The organism is Streptococcus sp. HN38 (assembly GCF_028335765.1).
Taxonomy (GTDB): Bacteria; Bacillota; Bacilli; order Lactobacillales; family Streptococcaceae; genus Streptococcus; species Streptococcus suis_P.
The window spans coordinates 107,906-132,087 of record NZ_CP116604.1 but is presented as its reverse complement, the minus strand read 5'-3'; the positions used below and the strand labels follow the sequence as shown (position 1 = coordinate 132,087).

Below are 24,182 nucleotides of genomic sequence, written 5' to 3'. Positions count from 1 at the left end.
TCCCTTTCTTTTCTTGTGAGAGGTTGGTTTTCCACACCTCAAATTCTTGAACAATAATCAGCAGAATGGATAGCTTGTAAGCTATTTTTCTATAAATCAGACGGAGGAAGACCGTTGGTCCTTATCTCTTTCAGTTCTGAGATTTGGACCAACTTGTTCCATCCATTCTAATTATTCTTTGCCTTCTGCTTCTTCTGCGGCAAAGGCTGCGGCTGCGTCAGCTGCGGCTTTTGCACGTGCTTTTTCAAGATCATCTACGTGGATGATGTCATCATCTTCACCTTCATCAAGGTCACGCAATTCTACTTCGTTGTTGTCTTCATCAAGGACACGCATATCCAAACCAAGTGATTGCAATTCTTTGACAAGAACGCGGAATGATTCTGGAACACCTGGTTTTGGAATTGGTTTACCTTTGGTGATGGCTTCATAGGCTTTAAGACGGCCTGTCACATCATCTGACTTGTAAGTCAAGATTTCTTGAAGGACGTTAGAAGCACCGTAGGCTTCAAGGGCCCAAACCTCCATCTCACCGAAACGCTGACCACCAAACTGAGCCTTACCTCCGAGTGGCTGTTGGGTAACGAGTGAGTATGGTCCGACTGAGCGGGCGTGGAGTTTATCATCAACCATGTGGTGAAGCTTGATCATGTACATGACACCGACAGACACACGGTTATCAAATGGCTCACCTGTACGTCCATCGTAAAGAATGGTCTTGGCATCTGAATCCATACCTGCTTCTTTAACAGTTGACCAGAGGTCTTCTGAACTTGCACCATCGAAAACTGGTGTTGCGATATGAATGCCCAAGTTGCGAGCCGCCATACCCAAGTGAAGTTCCATAACCTGACCGATGTTCATACGTGATGGCACCCCGAGTGGGTTCAACATGATGTCAACTGGTGTTCCGTCTGGAAGATATGGCATATCCTCAACAGGTACAATACGTGAAACGACACCCTTGTTACCGTGACGACCGGCCATCTTATCTCCGACCTTAATCTTACGTTTTTGAGCGATGTAAACACGAACCAACATGTTAACACCTGATTGCAATTCATCACCGTTGGCACGGGTAAAGATTTTCACATCACGAACGACACCATCGGCACCGTGAGGTACACGAAGAGAGGTATCACGTACTTCACGTGACTTGTCACCGAAGATCGCGTGCAAGAGACGCTCTTCAGCAGAAAGATCTTTTTCACCTTTTGGTGTGACTTTACCAACAAGAATGTCGCCCTCTTTAACTTCGGCACCAATACGGATAATCCCCATTTCGTCCAAGTTGCGAAGGGCATCTTCACCAACGTTTGGAATTTCGCGTGTGATTTCTTCAGGGCCTAACTTGGTATCGCGTGTTTCTGATTCGTATTCTTCCAAGTGAACAGATGTATAGACATCGTCTTTCACAAGGCGTTCAGACATGATAACCGCGTCCTCGAAGTTGTAACCTTCCCAGGTCATGTAGGCAACGATAGGGTTTTGACCAAGAGCCATTTCCCCATTTTCCATAGAAGGTCCATCTGCGATGAAGTCACCTTTTTCTACGATGTCGCCCAATTTTACAAGGGTACGTTGGTTGTAGGCAGTACCCGAGTTTGAACGACGGAATTTAGAAATGTGGTAGACATCAAGCGATCCATCTTCACGACGCACTTCTACCTTGTCCGCATCTGCGTAAACAACCTTACCATCGTGTTGAGCGATGATTGCCGCACCTGAGTCGTGGGCAGCCTGGTATTCCATACCAGTACCAACATAAGGTGCTTTGGGATCAATCAATGGAACAGCCTGACGTTGCATGTTGGCACCCATGAGGGCACGGTTGGAGTCATCGTTTTCCAAGAAAGGAATACACGCTGTCGCAACGGCAACTACCTGCTTAGGAGACACGTCCATGAAGTCTGCTGAATCAGCTGGGAACTCTTGGTTGTTACCTTGGTGACGACCCATTACAATCTTATCAACGAAACGGTTGTTTTCATCGAGTGGCGAAGTTGATTGGGCTACGATGTAAGCATCTTCTTCATCAGCAGTCAACCAAACGATTTCATTTGTAACTGTACCAGTTGCACGGTCAATCTTACGGTATGGTGTTTGAATGAAACCATACTTGTTGAGATGCCCATAAGAAGACAAGTTGTTGATCAAACCAATGTTTGGTCCCTCAGGCGTTTCAATCGGACACATACGACCATAGTGAGTGTAGTGAACGTCTCGAACCTCATAACCAGCACGGTCACGGGTCAAACCACCTGGTCCCAAGGCTGACAAACGACGTTTGTGCGACAACTCAGAAAGTGGGTTGTGTTGGTCCATGAACTGTGACAACTGGGATGAACCAAAGAATTCTTTGATTGCGGCTGTAACAGGACGGATATTGATGATTTGTTGTGGTGTCAATACTTCATTGTCTTGAACAGACATACGCTCACGCAAGTTACGTTCCATACGGGTCAAACCGATACGCACCTGGTTGGCAAGCAATTCACCAACGGCACGAATACGACGGTTACCCAAGTGGTCAATATCATCTACACGACCAAGACCCTCAGCCAAGTTGAGGAAGTAGCTCATTTCAGCCAAGATGTCCGCAGGTGTTACTGTACGTACGTTTTCTGCAGGATTAGCATTACCAATCACCGTCACAACACGTTCTGGATCCTTAGGAGCTACAATCTTGAATTTCTGCAAAAGAACTGGCTCAAGAAGAACAGCGTTGTCATTTGGAATATATTCTACCAAGTTGAGCTCATCGAATTGTGCTTCTACTTTTTCAAGCACATCACGACTCAATACAGTACCAGCTTCCAAGACGATTTCGCCTGTCTCACCGTTAATCACATGCTCAGCAAGTGTTTGGTTGAGCAAACGAGTACGGAGGTTGAGTTTTTTATTAATCTTGTAACGACCAACAGGTGCCAAGTCGTAACGACGTGGGTCAAAGAAACGAGCTGTCAAAAGGCTACGAGAGCTTTCAGCAGTCTTTGGTTCACCTGGACGAAGGCGCTCATAGATTTCCTTAAGCGCTTCATCCGTACGAGAATCTGCTGGGTTTTTGTGAATATCTTTTTCAATGGTATTGCGAACCAATTCGCTATCGCCAAAGATGTCAAAGATTTCATCATCACCTGAGAAACCAAGCGCACGAACAAGCGTTGTGAACGGAATCTTACGCGTACGGTCAATACGAGTGTAGGCAATGTCTTTCGAATCTGTTTCCAATTCCAACCAAGCTCCACGGTTAGGGATAACCGTTGAACCATAACCTACTTTACCGTTCTTATCTACTTTATCATTGAAGTAGACACCTGGTGAACGAACCAACTGAGAAACGATGATACGCTCTGCACCGTTGATGATGAAGGTACCCATTTCAGTCATGATTGGAAACTCACCGAAGAAGACTTCTTGTGTCTTGATCTCGCCAGTTTCTTTATTCACCAGACGGAAAGTTACATAAATTGGAGCTGAGTAGTTCGCATCATGCGCACGCGCCTCTTCCAATGTGTATTTAGGCTCTTTCAATTCATAACCAACGAATTCCAATTCCATGGTATCCGTAAAGTTTGAAACTGGAAGTACATCTTCAAAGACTTCTTTCAAACCATAATCTAAAAAGTCTTGGAAAGAGTCCGTTTGGATTTCAATCAAATTTGGTAAATCAAGAACTTCCTTGATTCTTGAAAAACTACGACGGGTACGGTGCTTACCGTACTGAACTTCATGTCCTGCCAAAAGTTTTCTCCTTTGTAATAAGATACGAGACCGTGAAAACCAAAGTGAAAATAGGAGAGTGACGCCGTGTCACCAGACACAAGGAGCTCTATCTTTTTCACACAGGTTTTAGTCCGAGTTCAATTAAAAGATACGAGGACGTAAAATTCGAGAGAAAAATAGGAAATCAACGAAGTGTCATCAGACACTAGGAGATTTATCTTTTTTCCGACGAATTTAGTCCGAGTTCAATTAAAAGATACTAAGCCGTAAACAACTCAAAGAAAAATAAGCGGTAAGTCCGAAATCTTTGATTTCGTTGACGCACCCTCGTCAGAACGACTAGGACTTTCTTGACAAATCGTCGAAGAAAGTTCAGTCGTTTACGACGCCACGAAGTAAACAAAACCAAAGCTCTACAAACCTTATCTTTTTTCACAGAGTTGTAGGCGAGTTCAATTATATACAGCCATGTGATGACTAATATTCATCCTTTTTCTGAATTTTTAGAATCTTTAAGAATAGGTAACAATTCTCAAAAAAATTCCTCATAGACACAAAAAGAGCAGCTAAATCTTCCTTTGAAAAAGTTTGATTTAACTGCTGCAAGCCTTGTTTGGACAATATTTCAAACAAGACACACGACAAATAATTTACACTATTATAGCACAAGTACTAGGAAAAATCAAGGTGAATCATTATTCGCTTGCTCACTAGTTGCTGTTTGCGTTTCTGATGACTGATTCGTGTTATTAGCTGAAGAACTCGTTCTACTCCGAGTCGAACTGCTTCGTTGGGTTGAGCTACTTGATGTTGGCGTTTGGGAACCGATAATTGTATTCCAAGCCTGTGCTCGGTCACTATCTGTCCCCCCAACCATGAAGTTATAACTTGTTACTGGTGCACCATTTTTAGCCCAATAACTAGTTGTCATCGCACCACCAACTGTTACTTGGCGCCCATTTACCTGTGTCGTCCCTGCACGTTGACCTGTAGAAGCAACGACGCTAGAAGCAATAACACTACTGTCTAATTCAAATTTTCCTGCGAACATATCCGCATTAACATTGTAAAGCGCATCAACCATATGGGCCACATATTGTGAATTATTGTGGTAGCCTGTCCAGACATACATTTCTGAGTTATCATCATTCCCAGCCCAGGTACCTAAAGTTACTCTAGGGGTTGATAGCATGAGCCACACGTCATTGACTTCATTACTTGTTCCCGTCTTACCGACGAAATCAGATGATGCTGCCTGTGGGTTTAAACCACTCAATCGACTCTTGAACGTCGTAGTATAACCAGAGTTGACAACCTGTCTCAAAAGCTGGTTCATAATACTTGCAGTTGCTTTAGAATAGACCTGAACCGGAGCCGCTTCATGCTGATACACTACTGTTCCATCAGAGGCAGTAATGCTTTCAACAATGTAATGTTTGTTATAAACGCCACCATTTGCCAAAGTTTGATAGGCATTGGTATTTGTCAATACTGAAATTTCAACACCACCGGCCAACGGTACACTTTCAATATCGTACATAGGAATATGATAATTCATTTTATCCATGTATGCTTTGGCATCTACACCTGCATTTCTCATCATCTTATAGGTCCAAAAAGCAGGAATGTTAACAGAACGGTCAATAGCAGTCTGTAAGTTCATCATACCAGTACCACGTCCTGAACCATACATAATCGGTTGTCCACTTGAGAAGTTCGTTGGATAATCGGAAAGGATGCTGGCAGAACCTATCAAACCTTGATCAATCGCAATACCGTAAGCTAACAGAGGCTTGATGGTTGACGCTGGCGAACGAAGAGTATCAAAGGCATGGTTATTTTGGTTGGTTGCATAATCGCGACCACCCACAAATCCTAAAATGGCTCCTGTGGCATTATCAATTAAGACACTGCCTGTCTCGACATATTCGTTTCCATCATCCAAAACAGAGCCATAATTTGCTACAACAGATTGCATCGCCGCATAGATTCCTTGATCAACGGTACTCTTGATCGTATAGCCACCTTGACTCAATTCTTGCTTGGCCAACTCCTCATAGGATGCCTTTGTTTCATCATTTTTCAAATCATTTTTAGAAACCTTATCACGTTTTACCAGATAATCAAACATAACCTCTTGCGCTTCTTCCATGACCTCGTAGTAGAGATAATCTTTCGTATCCGCCATTACAGGAGCTGGAGCAATAAAATCTTGTTTAATATCGTAAGCTTTGTAGGTTTCGTATTCTTCCTTGGTCAAGAATGACGCCCGATACATATTAAAGAGAACATCTTGATAGCGTTCAATACCGTAAACCATATCTTCATCTGATTTACGTGTTCCATCTGATGCATAGGGAGAATAAACAATCGGACTTTGCGGTAAGCCTGCAATAAAAGCAGCCTGCGGAACAGCCAAGTCTTTCGCTGGTTTACCAAAAATTCCCTGAGCCGCAGCTTCTACCCCTGCAATATTTCGTCCCTGATTATTTCGACCAAATGGAGAAACATTTAAGTAAATGGTCAAAATCTCTTCCTTGGTCATATTCCGCTCTAATGCCAAAGCCGAAACAATCTCATTAGCCTTACGCGTAAAGGTTGGAGCATCTCCGACAAGTTGCTGTTTTATCAATTGCTGCGTCAAGGTTGAACCACCGCTAGATGAACCTAGACCAACTGATCCCAGTGCCGCACGCAAAACAGCCTTAGGCACAACTCCATTGTGGGTTTCAAATGTTTCATCCTCTGTCGCAATTACAGCCTGTTTTAGATAATTCGAGACCTCTTCCGAAGTAATAGGTACACGAAGCAGATCTGAATTCACTTCCGACACCAAGCTACCATCCGAATAGGTAACGGTGGAAATCCGACTAACTTCTGAAACCTTCGCTACCAGTTCCTCTGTTTTGGGAATCTTAACGTCATCAAAAAGACTAACCACGAAACCAATTCCTATACCCGCACCAAAAAGACCGAATAGGAACACCAAGACAGCTACTGAATTGAATAATAATTTCAGCGTCCGAAGGAAAACTCCTACTACATCCCCTAGGCCTAGGGCACTGATTTTCTTTTTAAAATCTTGCTTATCTGATTTAGTCGCCATATTAACTCCTTATCGTTCCATTATACCAAATTTTGTTTATTTTCCGCAATTTCGTGGTATAATAGGGAGGAATTTTTTAAAATGAAGTTCGGTCCAAAAATCATATAAAATGGTTTATGGTCCTGTATATTAAACCTAAAGGAGACAGCCCACATGAACATTTTTGAAGAACTAAAAGCTCGTGGCTTGGTCTTTCAAACGACAGACGAAGAAGCCTTGGTAAAAGCATTGACAGAAGGACAGGTTTCTTATTACACAGGATATGATCCAACAGCAGATAGTTTACACTTGGGGCACTTGGTTGCTATCTTAACTAGCCGTCGCTTGCAGTTGGCAGGCCACAAGCCTTACGCCCTAGTTGGTGGTGCAACTGGTCTGATTGGCGACCCTTCCTTCAAGGATGCGGAGCGCAGCTTGCAAACCAAAGACACCGTGGACGGCTGGGTGACAAAAATTCAAGGTCAACTCTCTCGCTTCTTGGATTTTGAAAATGGTGACAACAAGGCTGAAATGGTCAACAACTACGACTGGTTCTCAGACATTAGCTTTATCGACTTCCTTCGTGATGTTGGTAAATACTACACGGTCAACTACATGATGAGCAAGGACTCTGTAAAAAAACGGATTGAAACAGGGATTTCCTACACCGAGTTTGCCTACCAAATCATGCAGGGTTATGACTTCTACGAGCTTAATGACAAGCACAATGTGACCCTACAAATCGGTGGTTCTGACCAATGGGGCAATATGACTGCGGGTACCGAGTTGCTTCGCCGCAAGGCTGACAAGTCTGGTCACGTGATGACTGTTCCCCTCATCACCGACTCTACTGGTAAGAAGTTTGGTAAGTCAGAAGGCAACGCTGTTTGGTTGGATGCCGACAAGACTTCTCCTTACGAAATGTACCAATTCTGGCTCAATGTCATGGACGACGATGCCGTTCGTTTCTTGAAGATCTTTACTTTCTTGTCATTAGATGAGATTGCTGAAATCGAGAAACAATTTGACGCTGCCCGTCATGAACGTTTGGCTCAGAAGATTTTGGCTAAGGAAGTCGTGACATTGGTCCACGGTGAAGAAGCCTATAACCAAGCTCTTAACATCACCGAGCAATTGTTCGCAGGCAATATAAAAAACCTATCCGCAAAAGAGCTCAAGCAGGGCCTCAGCAACGTTCCAAACTACGCTGTACAGGCTGAAGACAACCTTAACATCGTTGAACTTCTAGTCACCTCTGGTATTGTCAGCTCAAAACGCCAAGCTCGTGAGGATGTAGCAAATGGTGCCATTTATGTCAACGGTGAGCGTGTGCAGGACTTGGACTATACCCTTTCTGACAGTGACAAGATTGACGGCGAGTTGACTGTTATCCGCCGTGGTAAGAAGAAATATTCGGTATTGACTTATTAAGCTATGAAAAATATTAAACAAAATCCTAAAAATCAAGAATTTTTGACTGATTACTTTGAACAAATGGCTCAGGAAGCCAGTCTTTTGCATCCTGAGTTAGAGCATTTGTCTGCCGAGGAACGTCAAGCTTTTTTGGACCAACTCTATCGTGAGGATGAGACACGTCGTGCCAAACGCCTAAAGGAGCATCTGGAGGTGTTCTCTGATGCAGTTATTGGAATCATCATCACTCTGATGCTGCTGGAAATTCCTTTGCCGAGTGACACTGTTGATACACATCACTTTTTCACCGGCATCCTCATCTTCTTCGTCTCCTTTTTCATCGTGGCGGATTTTTGGTATGACAACCACAAGATTCTAGGACAGATTGAGCACGCAACCAGCAAAATCTTGATTGTTCAATTTAACTTCATGGTAACGCTGGCCCTCATCCCCCTCTTTACTCGGTGGATGATGGAAGGCATCACCACCACGGCTGTTATTGGTTATGGGGTCGTGACTATTGCAGTCAATCTCTGTCAATCCATTTTGAATTACTTTGTCCTACAAGAAAAGTTTGCCGGAACAACATATACAAAGCGGTTTGTTTCCATGGCACACTTACGACAATTGGTGACCGTCGCCCTTTTCAACATCGTCGTTATCCTATTTGCTTACTTTAATCCGACACTTGCCTTTTATTTCTACATTTTACGGCCAATCGTATCTTTCCTAGGAGCAGCCTTCTTCGAAAAGAAACGGCAGGAGCGGAAAGAAAAAATGGCAGTTAGAGTAAATCACATATAATTCCCAAGGAAATCCTATGTGATTTCCTTTTCTGCTAACCTAGGAGAAAAGACATGACCTGCATTTTTTGCCACCAACTCAAAGAAGAAGATATTCTCTACCAGACGGAACATTTCAAGGTTGTCTGGGATATTGACCCCGTCCAAATGGGGCACCTACCGATTATCAGCAAGGAACACTATGACACGCTCAGCCAAATCCCTTCTGCTGTTCGCTATGAGCTATCGGACTTGGAAGTCTTTTTGACTGATAAACTCTGTCAAGCATTGACAATTGACGGTGTGACCACAGCCTGCAACGATCGCTTGTTTGATGCCGGAATCCATTTCCATGTCCACCTGATTCCACGCTTTCGATCAGACGGCTTCTGGGACCAAATTTCACTTGCGCAAGTACAGCTTGACCTGAACGCCTTTCTCAAAGCATTATAAAAAGCAGCCCGACGGCTGCTTTTTCGCTTATACCAACTCTTCCACTTCATAAATAGTATCATCCAGCACCTCTTGGTACTGTTCCAAGTCATAGGCTACAGAGGTTCCCACCTCCGCCAACTGCTCTTCCAGCTGGATTTTCACCTCTTCCACCCCATCCAAGTCCAAGAGGTGATCGGTCACATGCTTGACACAGTTTTGACAAGACAGGTTTTTTAACTTCAAGATTTGTTTCATCGTAGTTCTCCTTTTTTATGATGCCCACAGGTACATTGCCCCGCCAAGCACCGACAAGCGATTTGCTCGGGTGCAGTCCTTTGTAACTGCGAGATTTTGCTGGCCAGACTTTCAAGGCTTTTTTGGGAAAATGTCCCTGTGTCTAGCAGTTTTTCAACCAATTGCCCCTGTTTTGTGGAACATATGGTAGCTAGTAAGAGCTCCACCTGCCCCTGCAAATGTTCCTCTTCACTGATCAGCGGATAATAGTGGTATTTGCTGGTTTCCTTGACCATTCTCAAATAGTTTTTCTTCCGCAGCCGCCCCAAGAGTGTCTTAATGGTCGTCGCCTGCCAATCAAAGCCTTCCTGCAAGGCCTGAATAATTTCCTGAGAAGTCGCACCAGGATGGGCCCACAGGACCCGCATGACCTGCCACTCTGCAGCAGAAATTGTCTGCTCCACACATTCACCTCCCAACAATAATTTTCTAACTTCAGTTTACATTTGTAGTCAAAAATTGTCAAGAAGAAAGACTGAACACCTTGCCCAGTCTTCTCATTATTCTTAGTGAGCCAGCATCTCCTGACCAATTTCCAAACCAGTCAAACCAACAGGGTAGTATGTCGGCCAGTTTTCCAACTCTTCCAAGAGTTTTTCTTGGCTCTCTCCACCAAAATAGATATGGAAGTGACCTGTTTTAACCGGGGCGATATTGTGGTCGCTAAATTGAACATACTTATAGTTACCAGCATTTGCATCCGTTGCTTCAAACAAGAAACGAACACCACGATTTCCTTTTTTGTAGGTCAAAATCTTATAACCCACATACTTATACGTGAATTTTTCTTTCTTATCTCCCACTACAAATTCCATGGTATTATCTGTAATGTTAATTTGTTCAACATCTGTTTTGTAGCCAGTATCGTAATAAGCCTTGTACTCTTCTGCTGTCATACCACCTTTGATCTTAGCCTTGTAATCCCAGACCTGATCTAGTGTACCATCAAGCAAGTATGGATAAACAGATTGCCACTCACCTACATAATCTGAAAGAGTACGATCTTTTACGGCACTATCTTCAAAATAACCGTTATAAACAGTTTGCGCAGTCTCAGCACCTTCTTCTGGCAAAATTTCAGAACCTTCTTGGGAAGTTGTTTTTTCAAGGGCAGTCAGATTATCTTCCATAACAGAAATATAATCCTTACCATTTTTCATATCCTCATCCGTCAAACTTTCCAGAGGATTAAGAACTTCCAACTGAACTCCAGTCTCTTTAGCAAGTGTTTCTGCAACAGATTTTGACGCATTTTCTTCAAAATAGATATACTTAATACCATATTTATTAATATACTCTGTCAATTCTGCTAGACGTGATGGAGTTGGATCTTCATCTGCAGCAACACCTGTAATAGAAACTTGTTTCAAACCATAGTCCAAAGCCAAATATGCAAATGCAGTATGCTGTGTAACAAAGTATTTCTGTTTCGCAGCAGATAATGTTTCAGAATATTTAGCATCCAAAGCATCTAATTTCTCAATATAGGCTGCCGCATTTGTTTCAAAAGCATCTTTCTTTTCTGGGTATTTAGCTACCAAACTATCACGAATATTTTCTACAAGTGTGATGGCACGCTCAGGAGACAACCATACATGCGGATCATAAGCATGGCTATGCCCCTCCTCACTATGGTCGTGACCTTCATGTTCCTCCTCACCGCCAGGCAAAAGTAACATCCCCTCCGTCGCACTAATCACATTAACCTTTGTTGTATCAAGTGATTTTTCAACATCATGGACCCATGTTTCCATATTTTCATTTTCATAAACAAAAGCATCTGCTTCTTGGATGCGAGCAATATCTTTAGCTGACGGCTCATAACCATGAACCTCCGTTCCAGCTTTGACCAACAATTCAACATTTGCTTCATCACCTGTTACCTGTTTGGTAAATTCGTAAACAGGATAAAAAGTCGTGACGATATCCAACTTGCCATCTTCCTGAGAAGCTGTGCTATTGCCACAAGCCCCTAAAAGCAAAGCTGATGCAGATAAGAATAGTAATCCAATTTTTTTCATCTTAACTCCTTATTTTTTAAATTTTTGAACAACATTCACCAGTAAGAAAATACTAATGAAAATCAAGGTAATACTTGCACTCGCTGGGGTTTCTGCATAGTAAGAAGTCAGCAACCCCATGACCATTCCAAAAAAGCCAATGCCCATCCCAGTAAAGATAACAGCTTTAAAACTCTTACCAAGTCGCAATGCAATAGAAGCTGGCAAAACCATAATTGTTGAAACCAGCAAAGCACCTGCCGCAGGAATCATTAAGGCAATGGCAACACCAGTCACCACATTAAAGGCAATGGACATAGCTCGCACAGGTAACCCATCTACAAATGCCGTATCCTCGTCAAAGGTAAGAATATACATCGGACGTAAAAACAGCAATGTCAGCACAATGACAATCACAGCAATCGTAAACAAAGCAATTACCTGCTCCTGACTAATGGTCACTATCGAACCAAACAGATATTGTTCCAGACTAAGCCCTGATTTCCCACCAGATTTATTCATGACAATGAGCGAAATAGCCAAACCAGTCGACATGAGGATAGCCGTCCCAATTTCCATAAAATTCTTGTAAATTGTCCGCAAATACTCTAAAAATACAGCTGCCACAATAACGACAAGAACAGTCGAAAGCGTTGGTGAAATCCCCAATACCAAACCAAATGCAACCCCCGCCAACGAAACATGACTAAGAGTATCCGACATCAAACTCTGCCGTCTAAGTATCAAAAAGACCCCCAAAATGGGCGAGAACAGACTCATCGCAATAATCGCCAGAAAAGCACGCTGCATAAAGTCATAATGAAATACAGATAGATCAAACATGGGCAACCTCCTCATCCGCTTCATGAACATTGAAACAACGCCAAGGAGACTGCTGATCACGAACCAAGTGAATGTTTCGATCAGCATACTTATTCAGCTCATCAGGATCATGAGTTATCATCAAAACCGACTTTCCATGCTTCTTAGCCGAATGATGCATGAGCTGGTAAAAAGCATCCTTGGTCCCTGCATCCATCCCTGTTGTCGGTTCATCCAGAATAAAAATATCTGGATCAGAGGCAAACATACGCGCAATGACCGCACGCTGCTTCTGCCCACCACTCAAAGCACCTAAGCGCTTATCCCGATGTTCCCACATGCCAACTGATTCCAAACTAATCCGAACATGTTCCTCATCATGGGCTGTCAAACGACGAAACCAACCTTGTCGAGGATAACGCCCTGATTTTACAAATTCGTAAACCGTACTCGGAAAACCAGCATTAAAACTTGCAATTTGCTGAGGTAAATAGGCCATTCTCAACTTCTTACCCTTTATACTCTTCTCAGCAATAGAAACCTTCCCTTGTTTGGGCTTCAATATCCCCAAAGTCGCCTTAATGAGGGTTGTCTTGGCTGCGCCATTCTCACCAGTCAAAGTCACAAATTCCCCACTATCAAGATAATAACGAATATGTTCTAAAACCGGTTCTTTGTCGTAGTAAAACGACAAGTCTTCCACAGTAATATATCTCATTTATTTTCTAATCTTCTCCACTAACTCACTTAAGAATCGAGCGATTGACTCCTGCTCTTCAAGACTATAATGTTCCAAAAGCTCTTCATAAGCTTCCAAGGTATGCGCGTGATGATGAGCATGCTCTGCAGCAATAGGCTTAGCAGCCTCAGTCAAACTAAAGCGAACAATACGAGCATCCTTATCATCTCTAACCGCCACCAATAACCCCTGAGCAACTAATGACTTTGTAGCCTTCGTGATCGCAGCCTGACTAACATTCAACTCCTTAGCAATCTCAGTATTAGTATAGGCAGCCTTTTCAATAAGCATCAAAATATGCTCCTGCGTATTCGTCAACTTCACCGTGCTTTTACAAGAACCAACCAAAATCTCTAATTGATTCTCCGAACTCAAAACAATCTCGTGCAGGTACTTCTCAATTTCTAATGCAATACGATTCATAGGCATCCCCTTAACTTTTTAATTAACCTGTTAAGTATACCACATAGAAAACAAAAAAACAAGGAAAATTTACTGAAAAAGAGTATATCTATTCTATCTATCCATAGCAACTCGTAATCCTTCTTAATAAAAAAGAAACACCAAAAAAGAGAGAACGAATTTCGTCCTCTCTAGGTGTTAGCTTTTCGTCTACCCACTACAGTTGACAATGAGCCACAAAAAAATAACAAAAGACAAGGCTTAGAAACCTTGTCTTTTAAACTATACCGGCGGCCTACAATCTAGCGTTAAAATCAGTTAAAATAAGTATCAAAAATGCGATAAAATCAAGATATTATCACTCGCTAGTTAGTATAAAAATCGGTAAAGTTGACCATCAGTTGACCAAGTTATTTCCTGAACTAAAAAAGGAAAACTTCCATCATTCCGTTACTTCTATTGAATTTTATACAAGTAGTTTGATACCGAGTACGGCTTTTCAATAAAGTTATAAAGATGCTAAATTTCAAATACAACTTAGATTAAAATTTCATAACACAAGCTAATAGCCAACATTATCAGATTATTTGCATTTTACAAGTAATCTGATATAATGGAAATAGAAAAGGGGTTGGTCTGCAAACCAACCCCAGGTAGAACCGTTAAAAAGACGGTGGCTCAATTTAGATTATTTAGAAATAACCGTGACTGTCCAAAGTTTGACGGTTATTTCTTTTTGCCTTCATCTTTGAAGATTTTATAGCACAAACCAATCAAAGCAACTGTGAAACCACCGAAACTTAAAATCGTCTGTACAACTTCAAAAGCTGTCAAAAGAACGCTCCTCCTTTCCGTCAGATTTTGATGAATTGCCCATAGGCATCACCTCACTTTCAGAAAATCAAGAGCTACCGCCTTCACTTTTCTACTCATCTAGTATATCATATTTCATTCCTAAAAATTGTTGGAATAGCGCAGTCTTTCCGAAATTTTTTGGAATCCAAAAAATCTTCCTACAATAAGTAAGAAGATTTTTTATTTAGTTTATTAGAGTATATTCACGACTCCTAATTAGTTCGATAACCTTTTTGACAAAGGAGGTAGAGAGTAAGTCTGTTATATCTGCCCCATAAGTCGTAAAAGTCGAATCAATTTCTTCAACCATTAATTCAGGATAGTCCTTAGTACTTAATTCATCAATGGGACTGTGAAAACTATAACCTCCAAATTCATAATATAGAAAATACAAATATTTTTCTCTTCCGGTACTATAATCAAAAAAATCTACTTTCCTATTTTCCTCATCATAGTACGAGTTTGTATAAAGTATACTATCATTTTTTTCTTCTAATAGTTTTCTATAGTCTTTTTGATAACTAAAAACACGTATAATTTCTGGTTCAATAGGTTGTTTATGAATGACTTTAGGAGAAAAAACAGATAATAATACTTCTTTTTGAGCATAATACTCATTCTTTTTCTCTTTCGCTTTTTCAATATTTTGATATTTATACCTATTGTATCTTGATTCTCTTAATTCCTGAATTTTGTCTCTATAATTTTTTGCTCTTTTATTTACTGAATATGTACATTGAGCAATAATTTCCTCTGTAAGTTTTGCATCTTTTAACAACTTTGTATATTCTTTAGGTGTTTTCATGCTTGTTCTCCGAACTTATTTTTTATTAGTTTTTCAACTATTATAACATAATAAAAAATCTTCCTATTGTTCATAGTAGGAAGATTTTTTCATTTTAGCTAGCTATCCCTGTTTGCGTCTTCTTACACTTGCAAAACCAAGGCTAGACAATACTGACACACCTGCAAGTACCAATAGGCTTTCTTGTGCTCCTGTTTGTGATAATTATACGTTAAAATAAGTAAAAATATATAACAAAAATGGAGATAATCAAGGGTTTGTTACTTATCTAGGGAATAATAAAAAGTAAGAAGATATTTCTTTTTAACGATATTTCTTTCTTCTCTTCGCCAAAGCACCTAAACCAAGAATACCTAGTCCAAGATAGCTCAAGTTAGTCTTTGTCTCACCTGTATTAGGTAATATTTTGACACTATCATCAGTAGATTGTTTCAATTCTGAAGAATGATTAACTACTTTAGGAGTTACTACAACTTCTTCTTTAGCTGTGTTTGAAGTTTCAAAGGTAGGCGCATAGTCAACCTCAACTTTAGTTGGAGTTTCAACTTGAACTGTGGCTTCAACCTTAACAGGAACCTCTGCAACTGGAACTTCAGTAACAGGCACTTCTTTGACTGGAACCTCTGTAGTTGGTACTTCAGTGCTTGGAACCTCAGGAGTTGGAACCTCGATAGTCGAAATGTCAAGAGTTGGTAACTCATGGTAAGCAGGGTCACCTTTACCAGTGATAATCAATTGACCGTCCTCACCCTCGATGATGTCGATAGTGACAGGAACCTCTGGAGCAGTTGGCTTCTCAGGTGTAACTGGAACAGTTGGCTCCTCTGGAGTTACAGGCGTTTCAGGTGTAACTGGAACAGTTGGTTCCTCTGGAGTTACAGGCGTTTCAGGGATACCCAAAGAGTCCATATAGAGCTTGTAAGCATCTACAGCCTGAGTGTGCTTACGCACAGCATCGTTCATAGCAGTCTTAGCAACATTCAACTTAGACTCAGCAGAGTTTACATTGTTAAGTGCAACTGGAATATCAGCTGTTTGACGAGTAACCTCTGCATTGGCATCGTTCAAGGCTTTCAACTTTTCATCACGAACAGTCTCAGCTGTTGTAAGAGCTGTGTCCGCAGATGCACGGTTGAATACAGCCTTTGTAAGGTTAGATTTAGCCTGTTTCAGAGCTTCATTCGCCAATGGACTTTGAAGTGGTACAGCAAGTGCAGACTTCAACTCATCCTCTGCTTTAGTCAGGATACCCTGAGCGGTAGTTAGAGCGGTTTTAGCTGTGTCAGCATTGACCTTAGCACCTGAAACCTGCATTTGAGCAGTAGCCAAGCGAGTTTGAGCTTCTGTCAAGGCTTGTTTGAGTTCTTGTGGGTTTACTGGGTTTTCGATGAGACCCTCTTTGACTAGCTCAGAGATTTTACCGTTTGTGTACTCATGTAAAATTCCTGAACCGAGCTCCACCGTGTAACCGTGGATACCCAAGTACTGAACACCAGTAGTGTTGCCTGAGTTAGCATCGTACAAACCTGCTGTAGACATAGCATGTCCAAAGGCTTGCCAATCACGTGCGTCATCCAACATCATGGCTACAAAGTCAGCCGCTATACCTAATTTCAAGTCAGCCATTGTGTAGTCACGAGCATCAAATCGGATGAACTCAGGAGAACCGTTCTCTGCGATAGGTTGATTGTAGGCACGAATCCCATCGAGCATAGCTTGGTGGTTATGTCCTAACCCTAGAGGGTGATTACGGCTAAGATACCCATCTGATACTGTTTTAGCTAAACCCATCATACCTTGAGAAACCAAGACTTTTGTGTCAACACCAAGCTGGTCACGAATATCGTTGACAATCAACTGAGCATACTGCGTCAACTCAGTCCAATCCGCCATTGTCATCTCGTTCAAGCCGTTACCGCCTTGCTTAATGATAACACGTTGGTTAGACTCAACAGCGTTGAGGGCTTCTTTCAATTTGTCCATTGTATTGTTAGCACGACTTTCAGCAAGTAGACGCTTGCTTTCAGCCTCAAGCTCTGTCCAAATGCGCTCACGCTCAACAGTATCTTTATTCTTGTCAGCTACATAAAAGTCTTTCAGCAATTGACCGTAGGTGTCAGACAATTTGACAGAGAAGAGGGAATCAACTTCAGCTTGAGCTTGGTCAACTTCCGCTTGTGCTTGAATGACCTCAGCTTCGGCAATTACCACTGCATCGTTTGCGGTTTTCGCATCCGCTTCAGCCTGCGTTACGTCCAATTTTGCAGAATCAACCGCTGTTTGAGCTTGGTCAATAGCCTCTTGACGTTGAACATCCGCTTCCTCAGCAGGTTGGATACCCGCTTGAGCTGTTTCAACCTCTTTTTGAGCCGTTGTCACAGCTTCTTCTGCCGTTGTCAACTCAGCCGTCTTAGTCGTCACGTCAGCTTGAGCTGTCGCATACTCCTGACGAGCCTGCTGTGCAACCTCATCAGCTTCACGCTTCTCTTCTTGCTCAGTCGCCAACTGCTCTTTAGCCGTTGTTACAACCTCTTCGGCTTGAGTGACAGCCGTTTGAGATTCTTCTACTTGGTTAGCAGTTATTTCCACCGCTTGCTCTAAAGCCGTTTGAGTAGACACCTCGTCAACAACCGCCTCAGTAGCACCCTCACCAGTGGTCGCAGTAACAACCTCTTCAGCCTTGACAGATACCCCTGCCAACAAACCAAAGGTCAATACACCGACTGCACCGAAACCTTTCAATTTACGAATTGAACCTTGAGAATTTAAATTTTTGTTCTTGTTCATAAAACCTCCATCTGTATTAAACTAATCTTTTAAGGTTATTATACCGTATTATTTAGTTTTAAACAACTAAAACATATAATTAAAAACCTTTTAAGAAGTTTCTTCTTTACTATAAACCTTGTAAGATAGTAAATAACGAGGTATTTATGATGGAAAACGCAAGTTTGAGAGAATATATTGGCAAGAGAATACGCCATTTACGACTAGAAAGAGGTTGGACACAAGACGAATTAGAAGAAAAAGCCAACCTTGGAATGAATTACGCCTATAAAATAGAACAATTAGCAACGAATATCAAAATTGATACGTTTGAAAGAATTTTAGAAGCTCTTGAAACAGATATTGAACATTTTTTTGATATCAGCATCAAGGAAAATAGCCCAGAAATTTCACTATTATTAGATTCACTATCAGAACTGCCAAAAGACAAACAGGAAAAAAGTATAAAAGCTTTTCAAAGTCTATTGGAACAGATGAAGTAATATTGTAAAAAGCATGATACACAATAATTATTGTTAGTACCATGCTTTTTTATTTATCAAAAATAATAAAATAAAGCTAAGTCATAGTATTTTTTTAGCTCAGCCTGTAGTCTGGTGTACTCCTCTTCTAGTTCATTATATTTGATTTTCATACTTCTAAATTTCTTATACAGATTTAGCCTGATTATCATTAGTTCACCTTCATGAGCGTCTCTAAAATCACCAATACTTAAAAATTTACATATATGTGAAAAGTCTTCAATATAGGTCAGTTCATACAGAGATACTCCAATAATTTCCTTACTCCAATGGACATTTATTCCCTTTTTTTCTGGAATAACATACCATAATACTTTAACAAGCTGTTCTTCAAGTCTATCTTTTCTAAATTTTGACTCAGTGTATTTAATCCAATGTTTTTTTGCACCAAGGTCAGTCTGTAGTAAATCTTTTACTTTCTTTATCGCAGAGCTTAATTGGTTATTATATCCGTTTGTGAAAAAATATGTTCTAAATATCTCCTCTGCTTCATCTATCTTTTCTTGACTCTCTAGAAATGTGCTAAAAGTAATAGTTGCACCTTTTTTTTGTAAATACTGTTTGTATAGTTTGTAACATTTCCTAAAAATAATTTTTTCAGAATAACTCAACTCCTCACTTTCTTTATCCTCCTTTGAAAATACTTTATATAAATTTCGAAGCTCTTTATTTTCCAAATATCTAAGGTACAGTTTATTAATCTCAATTGCTGAAATTTTTTCCATAAAATTAATCCCTCTCTCTAAAAAATGTCACGATTTTTCCTTAACTACTCGAATTATATCATTTCAACTAAACCTAAACAAGGTCAACTAAGGCTGAAAAATAGTTACTGATAAATATTAGGTTGTTTCAGTTATAATTAAAACAGAAAGGAGGAAATGAATTGCAAGAAGTTCCATCACTTCTAAATTTAAAGAAAAAAATTTGATGGTAGAGAGGAGAAATATTCATGGAATTTGAAGCAGTCAAACTTCGTGGAATGCTGATGGGCGTAGCTTCAGCAACAGACTTTGAAACCAAAGCAGTTATTGGAGTATAGCTGGACGTCGGATATCGCGCTGAGAGTGGTCGCTTTATGACGAACAATATCAAAGTCCTGGGTGCAAAGCAGGATGATTTTACAACTTTTCTCGACGAAGTTGTTGAAATTCAACTTGAAAACGTTTCAATAACTAGTTACCTGAAATCCAATCGTGCGATGTTGTCAATCAAAGCTCAAAAAGCTACAATTTTGTAGTTTTTAACACGGGAGGCTAGCCCTCCCTTATCTTCGGAGGATTTAATATGTATTTTTTTCTAACATTAATTGCTTTTTCATTACTTCTTGGTTTACAAAAATATTTTGATTCGAAAGAACAAAAGCAACTTGCTCAAAGATTAGAACTCAATGAACAGTTAATTCTTGACGACATTGAAAACACCTCTAATAAAGTAAGTAAGGAACTAGGAAATACTATCACATTTTCTCGGTATAGTTACTTTTTGGTTTCAAGCACTCCAACAGACTCAGCAAAGAGATATCGATTTCCTTTGTTGATAAAGGATGAACTTGAAGATGAAGAATTACTCTATCTCAAGAAAAATTTGGAAATAGAATTTGACAAGAGGCTCAAACAAAATTTCCATTTTTATTCACAAACACAAGATGTATCTGTTTATTTTATGTTTAATAATCAGATTACAAAACGTGAACAGCTTAATTATCTTGACCTGGATATCATCTTCTATCGCAATCAAGAGGAATTGAGACAGCTTTTAGAGGGTAGATAATGAGACTACTACTAGACTATTTACTATCTAAGAAGTCTTCGCAGTTTTTAAGGGAAGTGCCGTTCGACACTTCCCAACCACACCTCTTATGTATTGGTGCCAGTGGTAGTGGAAAGACAATCTGTGCAATCGCTTTACTCGCTAAAGAGATATATGAGTATTATCAGCAGACCAGAGAAGCTCCATTTTTGCTCATAGCTGACTATAAAGCTGATAAAGACTTTGAATTTTTAGATGAGTTACCTACCTTCTTTCGATTTGATGAAGTAGACAAGTCTATTGAATTGGCATTAATTATCCTAGAACAACGACAATCCAAACGGGATAGCTCTAAGAGAAAAGTCATCCTCTTTATTGATGAGTGGGGTTCATACCTATCCAGTAAAGATAATAAGCAAAAGAATGAAGTCATCGCCAAGTTATCTAGGTTAATGATGCTTGGACGGTCATTCAATATTCAAGTTTTCGTCTGCAACCAGCGTGGTGATGCTGAATACTTTGGAAAAATTAGAGATAATTTTTCATCCATGCTAGTATTAGGAACCCTTTCAAAAGAGACAATCCAAATGTTCTTCTCAGAAGAGAAAGATTTGATTGCCTCCTCGAATCCAAGGGGAGTAGGCTATCTTAAAGTCAGTGGGAAAAAGACTGTAAAAGTTATTGTCCCACATATTTCCCCTGATAAACTAGAAATCTGTCGAAGATGGATTCATTTTGCGGTGACATCTTCATCGCCACTTTCATCGCTCTTTACCAGCTCAGACTAGCAGATAGGCTGGGCTGGTAAAGAGCCTATCAATAAGCACTCAATCTGGGTACTGTAATAACCCAGATTCCACTTAATTCAAAAAGGAGAAAATATGTATAACTTAATCGATTTACAAAATTTCGATAAACAGTCTCTACACGTTAATATTGATGAGATTACAATTGTTATCCAGCCAACCGCTGAAACCATCGGAGAGTATCCAAGTCATTGGCAACAAATTGCTCAAGAATTAACAGAAATAATTGCTGATAAATTATCACTTCCTCTGCTTTGTGGAACGATGCAACTTGAGAAAATGGCTCCAAAGGGATATACAACTGCATATGGTTTTGAAAATATGCCCTATTTCTTTAGAATCGCGTTCCATGACCACTACATCAACATGGGGATTATTGTTAAGTTTTCTGCATCAGCACTCAGTTTCTACCAACAAATCTTTCAGGAGTTCTATAATGAACCGATTGAAGTTTACGATATTCTTCAACGCCTCAACGAACCCTATTGGGATATGCATCTTAGTCGAATAGACTTTTGTGCAGATTACTTTGATTTTCCTTTGTCAGTAAACGACATTTATCAAAATTTAAAAAAGAATAAATTTACAATTGTCACTAGCAAGGGGAAAAAGAGGCATTCAAAAACATCTGCTATCGAAATAAATCGAGAAGCTAAAACTATAACAATCGGTTCAAGAGGAAAGGGGACAAATAGTTTTCTAAAAATTTATGATAAAAAAGCTGAGCAATTAGAAAATAATGGTCGTTATGCTCAAGTCGCTCAGAATGTTGAAAGCTGGATACGGTTTGAGGTGACCTATAAAAAAGAGTATGCTAGACAGCTTACTAAACTAATCTTAAAGTTACCCTCCAGAGATTCACTACAGCAATTTATTGCAAACAAGATTGTTGAAAAATATTGTCTTGTAGACATTGAATCTAATAGAATTACTGAATATAGTCAATCGCTGTTAGATTTTTCTTCTTACTCACTTCCACTCACATTGCTAAGCCCTAGAAATAATGAACTTATTCAGACCGTTCACTATATGCTAAAAGGTAGTGGCTTCTTTCCCTTATTAAGAAAAGTAGAAGAAATATGGGGAGTAAATGCAGTGACCATTTTAATCAAACGATTATTATTTGAGTATGAGTTCAACTATGTGCCAAATCCTGACTTAAATATTTGGCTCAAGAAAAATCTCCTAGAACTTCAGGTACTTGATTTTGAAGAATACTTAGAAAGTATTATTGAGATTTTCTATAAAAAGAACGCCTCTTCTTCTAAAGTAACCGCCAAGAAACCAAGAAGAAAAGACGCCAACAAGTTGTAGAGATAAGGCTAGGCTTATCCCTAGTCATTATCTCATATTAAGAAAGGAATTTCCATAATGAGAATAAATGAAATAAACCTTGAATTTTCAGAAATCACAGTAAAACTTCCTGAAGGATATGCTATCCATTCAGAGGCTGAATATCAAGAACTACAAAAAAAGGCATCGATTGGTCACTATATGACACTGAATGAAGTCCTAGAGATGCTCTCTGTATCTCGTCCATGGCTACTTGAAAACGTCCTATATAAACCAACCATTCGCAAACAAATTGACATTGACCAAAACCCAAATGGATTTGTAAAATATCCTCAGAATCGAGGAGGCCGTTATTACTTTCTAGCTAGCAAAACAAAAAAATATTTTGAAGAACATTTTGCAGAAATTTTTGATTTATGATATGATAACCAAGATAATATCTTGGTTATCGCTTTTAGAAAGAGGTAATCAATGGCAATTTCATATAGAAAAAGAGGTAAAAATAAAACTTGGGACTACCGTATCTTTGATAAGAATAAAAAAGTGATTGCATCAAATTCAGGATTCAAAACTAAACGTGAAGCCGAAATTGAAGCGCTTAGCATCGAAATAAAATTAATGCAAGGTGCAATCATAGATAAAAACATTACATTTTATGACTTATGGGAAAAATGGCTAGAACTGACTGTAAAACCGCTTGGTAAAGCTGATACAACACTAAACAAGCATATGTTGCGTGGAAAATTCATCAAAGCACAATTTGAAGATAAACCAGCTATTCAGATAAAAGCTAGTGAATATCAAGCTTTTATTAATAAATACGCTGAAACAAATTGTCGTGATAACGTAAGTAGAATGAATGCAGAAATCCGAAATGTCATTGTCTTTGCTAAACGTGATAAACTCAATATTGAAGATTTTACAGAAGGTGTTATTTTATCTGGTCGTCCTCCTAAAAAACGGAAAGAAGATAAGTATATTCATAGTTTTAAGGATTATCAAAAACTGGTAAGTTACTTAGAAGAAAATTTAGACATGACTAGTTCCATCATTCCTCACTTACTACTAATCCAACTAAAAACTGGACTACGGGCAGGTGAAGTGGCAGGACTAACATGGGACTGTGTGCTATGGGATACGTTTGAAATAAAAACATATCGACGGTATGATACAGTTAGACAGCGTTGGAGCAAAGCTAAAACAGAAGATTCAATTAGAACAATCCCTATTGATGCTGATACACTTAATGTTCTTGAAAAACTAAAACAAGAACAAGATGTGTTTATCGAAAATGGAACAATCACAAATGATGAAAATATGATTTTCGTAGATTTACATTATAATATCGTGACTAATGCAGGCATCAACAAACACTTAAAACAAATTTTAAAAACATTACGCATCTTTCCCCAAAATATGACAAGCACAGGTTTACGGCATACCTATTGCTCCACTATGTTAGCTATGGGTGTCGATATTTGGGCAGTATCAAAACTCATGGGTCATAAAGATATTACTGAAATCACTGAAACATACGGACATCTTATCAAAGAAAAAGCAGAGATTGAGAACAATAAAGTTCGTTCAGTATTAAAGAGTTTAATTGAAAGTGATAAATAGTGACCAAAAGTTGACCAAAAAATAAAAGAAACGCTGATAAATCAA

Annotated in this window: 22 protein-coding genes; 9 read left to right on the top strand and 13 right to left on the bottom strand. The window is 39.8% G+C overall.

Annotated features, from left to right (window positions below; translation table 11 throughout):
- Positions 1-171 precede the first annotated feature (171 nt).
- A complete protein-coding gene (gene rpoB / locus PHA78_RS00780; RefSeq protein ID WP_002936570.1) occupies positions 172-3,744 on the bottom strand; it encodes a DNA-directed RNA polymerase subunit beta in 3,573 nt (1,190 codons plus the stop codon).
- A gap of 664 nt (positions 3,745-4,408) precedes the next feature.
- Positions 4,409-6,832, bottom strand: coding sequence for a penicillin-binding protein PBP1B (gene pbp1b, locus PHA78_RS00775; protein ID WP_272158318.1), 2,424 nt, complete (start codon positions 6,830-6,832; stop codon positions 4,409-4,411).
- A gap of 153 nt (positions 6,833-6,985) precedes the next feature.
- On the opposite strand from pbp1b, the gene tyrS reads away from it, so the two are divergent.
- Genes tyrS through PHA78_RS00760 form a run of 3 tightly spaced genes read left to right on the top strand, consistent with a single transcriptional unit; the run spans position 6,986 to position 9,459 of the window.
- Complete coding sequence (tyrS, locus tag PHA78_RS00770; protein ID WP_024415510.1) at positions 6,986-8,242, top strand: tyrosine--tRNA ligase; 1,257 nt, start codon at positions 6,986-6,988, stop codon at positions 8,240-8,242.
- A 3-nt stretch (positions 8,243-8,245) separates the two neighbouring features.
- A complete protein-coding gene (locus PHA78_RS00765; protein ID WP_024377801.1) occupies positions 8,246-9,028 on the top strand; it encodes a TMEM175 family protein in 783 nt (260 codons plus the stop codon).
- 53 nt (positions 9,029-9,081) lie between these two features.
- Positions 9,082-9,459 carry an HIT family protein gene (locus tag PHA78_RS00760; protein WP_272158317.1) on the top strand — a complete coding sequence of 126 codons (378 nt, stop codon included), beginning with the start codon at positions 9,082-9,084 and terminating at the stop codon, positions 9,457-9,459.
- A gap of 27 nt (positions 9,460-9,486) precedes the next feature.
- Here the strand turns inward: PHA78_RS00760 and PHA78_RS00755 are convergent, their stop codons facing one another.
- From PHA78_RS00755 to PHA78_RS00715, 10 genes are all read right to left on the bottom strand, one after another.
- Positions 9,487-9,696, bottom strand: a complete 210-nt coding sequence (locus PHA78_RS00755; RefSeq protein WP_024377803.1) for a heavy-metal-associated domain-containing protein — start codon at positions 9,694-9,696, stop codon at positions 9,487-9,489.
- A complete protein-coding gene (locus PHA78_RS00750; RefSeq protein WP_024377804.1) occupies positions 9,693-10,139 on the bottom strand; it encodes a CopY/TcrY family copper transport repressor in 447 nt (148 codons plus the stop codon). Before PHA78_RS00750 ends, PHA78_RS00755 begins: the two co-directional genes overlap by 4 nt.
- 102 nt (positions 10,140-10,241) lie before the next feature.
- Positions 10,242-11,756 (bottom strand): zinc ABC transporter substrate-binding protein AdcA, encoded by a 1,515-nt coding sequence (locus PHA78_RS00745; RefSeq protein WP_099778505.1) that lies wholly within the window; start codon positions 11,754-11,756, stop codon positions 10,242-10,244.
- A 9-nt stretch (positions 11,757-11,765) separates the two neighbouring features.
- Positions 11,766-12,578 carry a metal ABC transporter permease gene (locus PHA78_RS00740; protein ID WP_002936593.1) on the bottom strand — a complete coding sequence of 271 codons (813 nt, stop codon included), beginning with the start codon at positions 12,576-12,578 and terminating at the stop codon, positions 11,766-11,768.
- Positions 12,571-13,275: a metal ABC transporter ATP-binding protein gene (locus PHA78_RS00735; protein ID WP_024377806.1), complete on the bottom strand. Its 705-nt coding sequence runs from the start codon at positions 13,273-13,275 to the stop codon at positions 12,571-12,573. The genes PHA78_RS00740 and PHA78_RS00735 overlap by 8 nt, the downstream gene beginning before the upstream one ends.
- Positions 13,276-13,719 (bottom strand): zinc-dependent MarR family transcriptional regulator, encoded by a 444-nt coding sequence (locus PHA78_RS00730; protein WP_024377807.1) that lies wholly within the window; start codon positions 13,717-13,719, stop codon positions 13,276-13,278.
- A 705-nt stretch (positions 13,720-14,424) separates the two neighbouring features.
- Entirely contained in the window at positions 14,425-14,568 is a 144-nt protein-coding gene (locus PHA78_RS00725; protein WP_099806715.1) for a putative holin-like toxin, read from the bottom strand.
- Between the two features lie 169 nt (positions 14,569-14,737).
- Entirely contained in the window at positions 14,738-15,358 is a 621-nt protein-coding gene (locus PHA78_RS00720; protein ID WP_024376311.1) for a hypothetical protein, read from the bottom strand.
- 102 nt (positions 15,359-15,460) lie between these two features.
- Complete coding sequence (locus PHA78_RS12495) at positions 15,461-15,517, bottom strand: hypothetical protein (protein ID WP_443033313.1); 57 nt, start codon at positions 15,515-15,517, stop codon at positions 15,461-15,463.
- Between the two features lie 144 nt (positions 15,518-15,661).
- Complete coding sequence (locus tag PHA78_RS00715; RefSeq protein WP_272158316.1) at positions 15,662-18,145, bottom strand: SEC10/PgrA surface exclusion domain-containing protein; 2,484 nt, start codon at positions 18,143-18,145, stop codon at positions 15,662-15,664.
- A gap of 146 nt (positions 18,146-18,291) precedes the next feature.
- Here PHA78_RS00715 and PHA78_RS00710 point away from each other — a divergent pair, with 146 nt between their 5' ends.
- Positions 18,292-18,627: a helix-turn-helix domain-containing protein gene (locus PHA78_RS00710; RefSeq protein WP_306508887.1), complete on the top strand. Its 336-nt coding sequence runs from the start codon at positions 18,292-18,294 to the stop codon at positions 18,625-18,627.
- Positions 18,628-18,683: 56 nt separating this feature from the next.
- Here the strand turns inward: PHA78_RS00710 and PHA78_RS00705 are convergent, their stop codons facing one another.
- The gene (locus tag PHA78_RS00705) at positions 18,684-19,391 is read right to left on the bottom strand and encodes a hypothetical protein (protein WP_024376314.1); all 708 of its coding nucleotides are present in this window, start codon (positions 19,389-19,391) and stop codon (positions 18,684-18,686) included.
- 562 nt (positions 19,392-19,953) lie between these two features.
- On the opposite strand from PHA78_RS00705, the gene PHA78_RS00700 reads away from it, so the two are divergent.
- From PHA78_RS00700 to PHA78_RS00680, 5 genes are all read left to right on the top strand, one after another.
- The gene (locus PHA78_RS00700; RefSeq protein WP_024376316.1) at positions 19,954-20,439 is read left to right on the top strand and encodes a hypothetical protein; all 486 of its coding nucleotides are present in this window, start codon (positions 19,954-19,956) and stop codon (positions 20,437-20,439) included.
- Entirely contained in the window at positions 20,439-21,206 is a 768-nt protein-coding gene (locus PHA78_RS00695; RefSeq protein WP_099806850.1) for a type IV secretory system conjugative DNA transfer family protein, read from the top strand. Before PHA78_RS00700 ends, PHA78_RS00695 begins: the two co-directional genes overlap by 1 nt.
- Positions 21,207-21,299: 93 nt before the next feature.
- Complete coding sequence (locus PHA78_RS00690; RefSeq protein ID WP_024376318.1) at positions 21,300-22,538, top strand: replication initiation factor domain-containing protein; 1,239 nt, start codon at positions 21,300-21,302, stop codon at positions 22,536-22,538.
- 57 nt (positions 22,539-22,595) lie between these two features.
- Entirely contained in the window at positions 22,596-22,937 is a 342-nt protein-coding gene (locus PHA78_RS00685; protein WP_024376319.1) for a DUF771 domain-containing protein, read from the top strand.
- Positions 22,938-22,988: 51 nt separating this feature from the next.
- The gene (locus PHA78_RS00680; protein WP_024377200.1) at positions 22,989-24,137 is read left to right on the top strand and encodes a tyrosine-type recombinase/integrase; all 1,149 of its coding nucleotides are present in this window, start codon (positions 22,989-22,991) and stop codon (positions 24,135-24,137) included.
- The last annotated feature ends 45 nt before the right edge of the window (positions 24,138-24,182 follow it).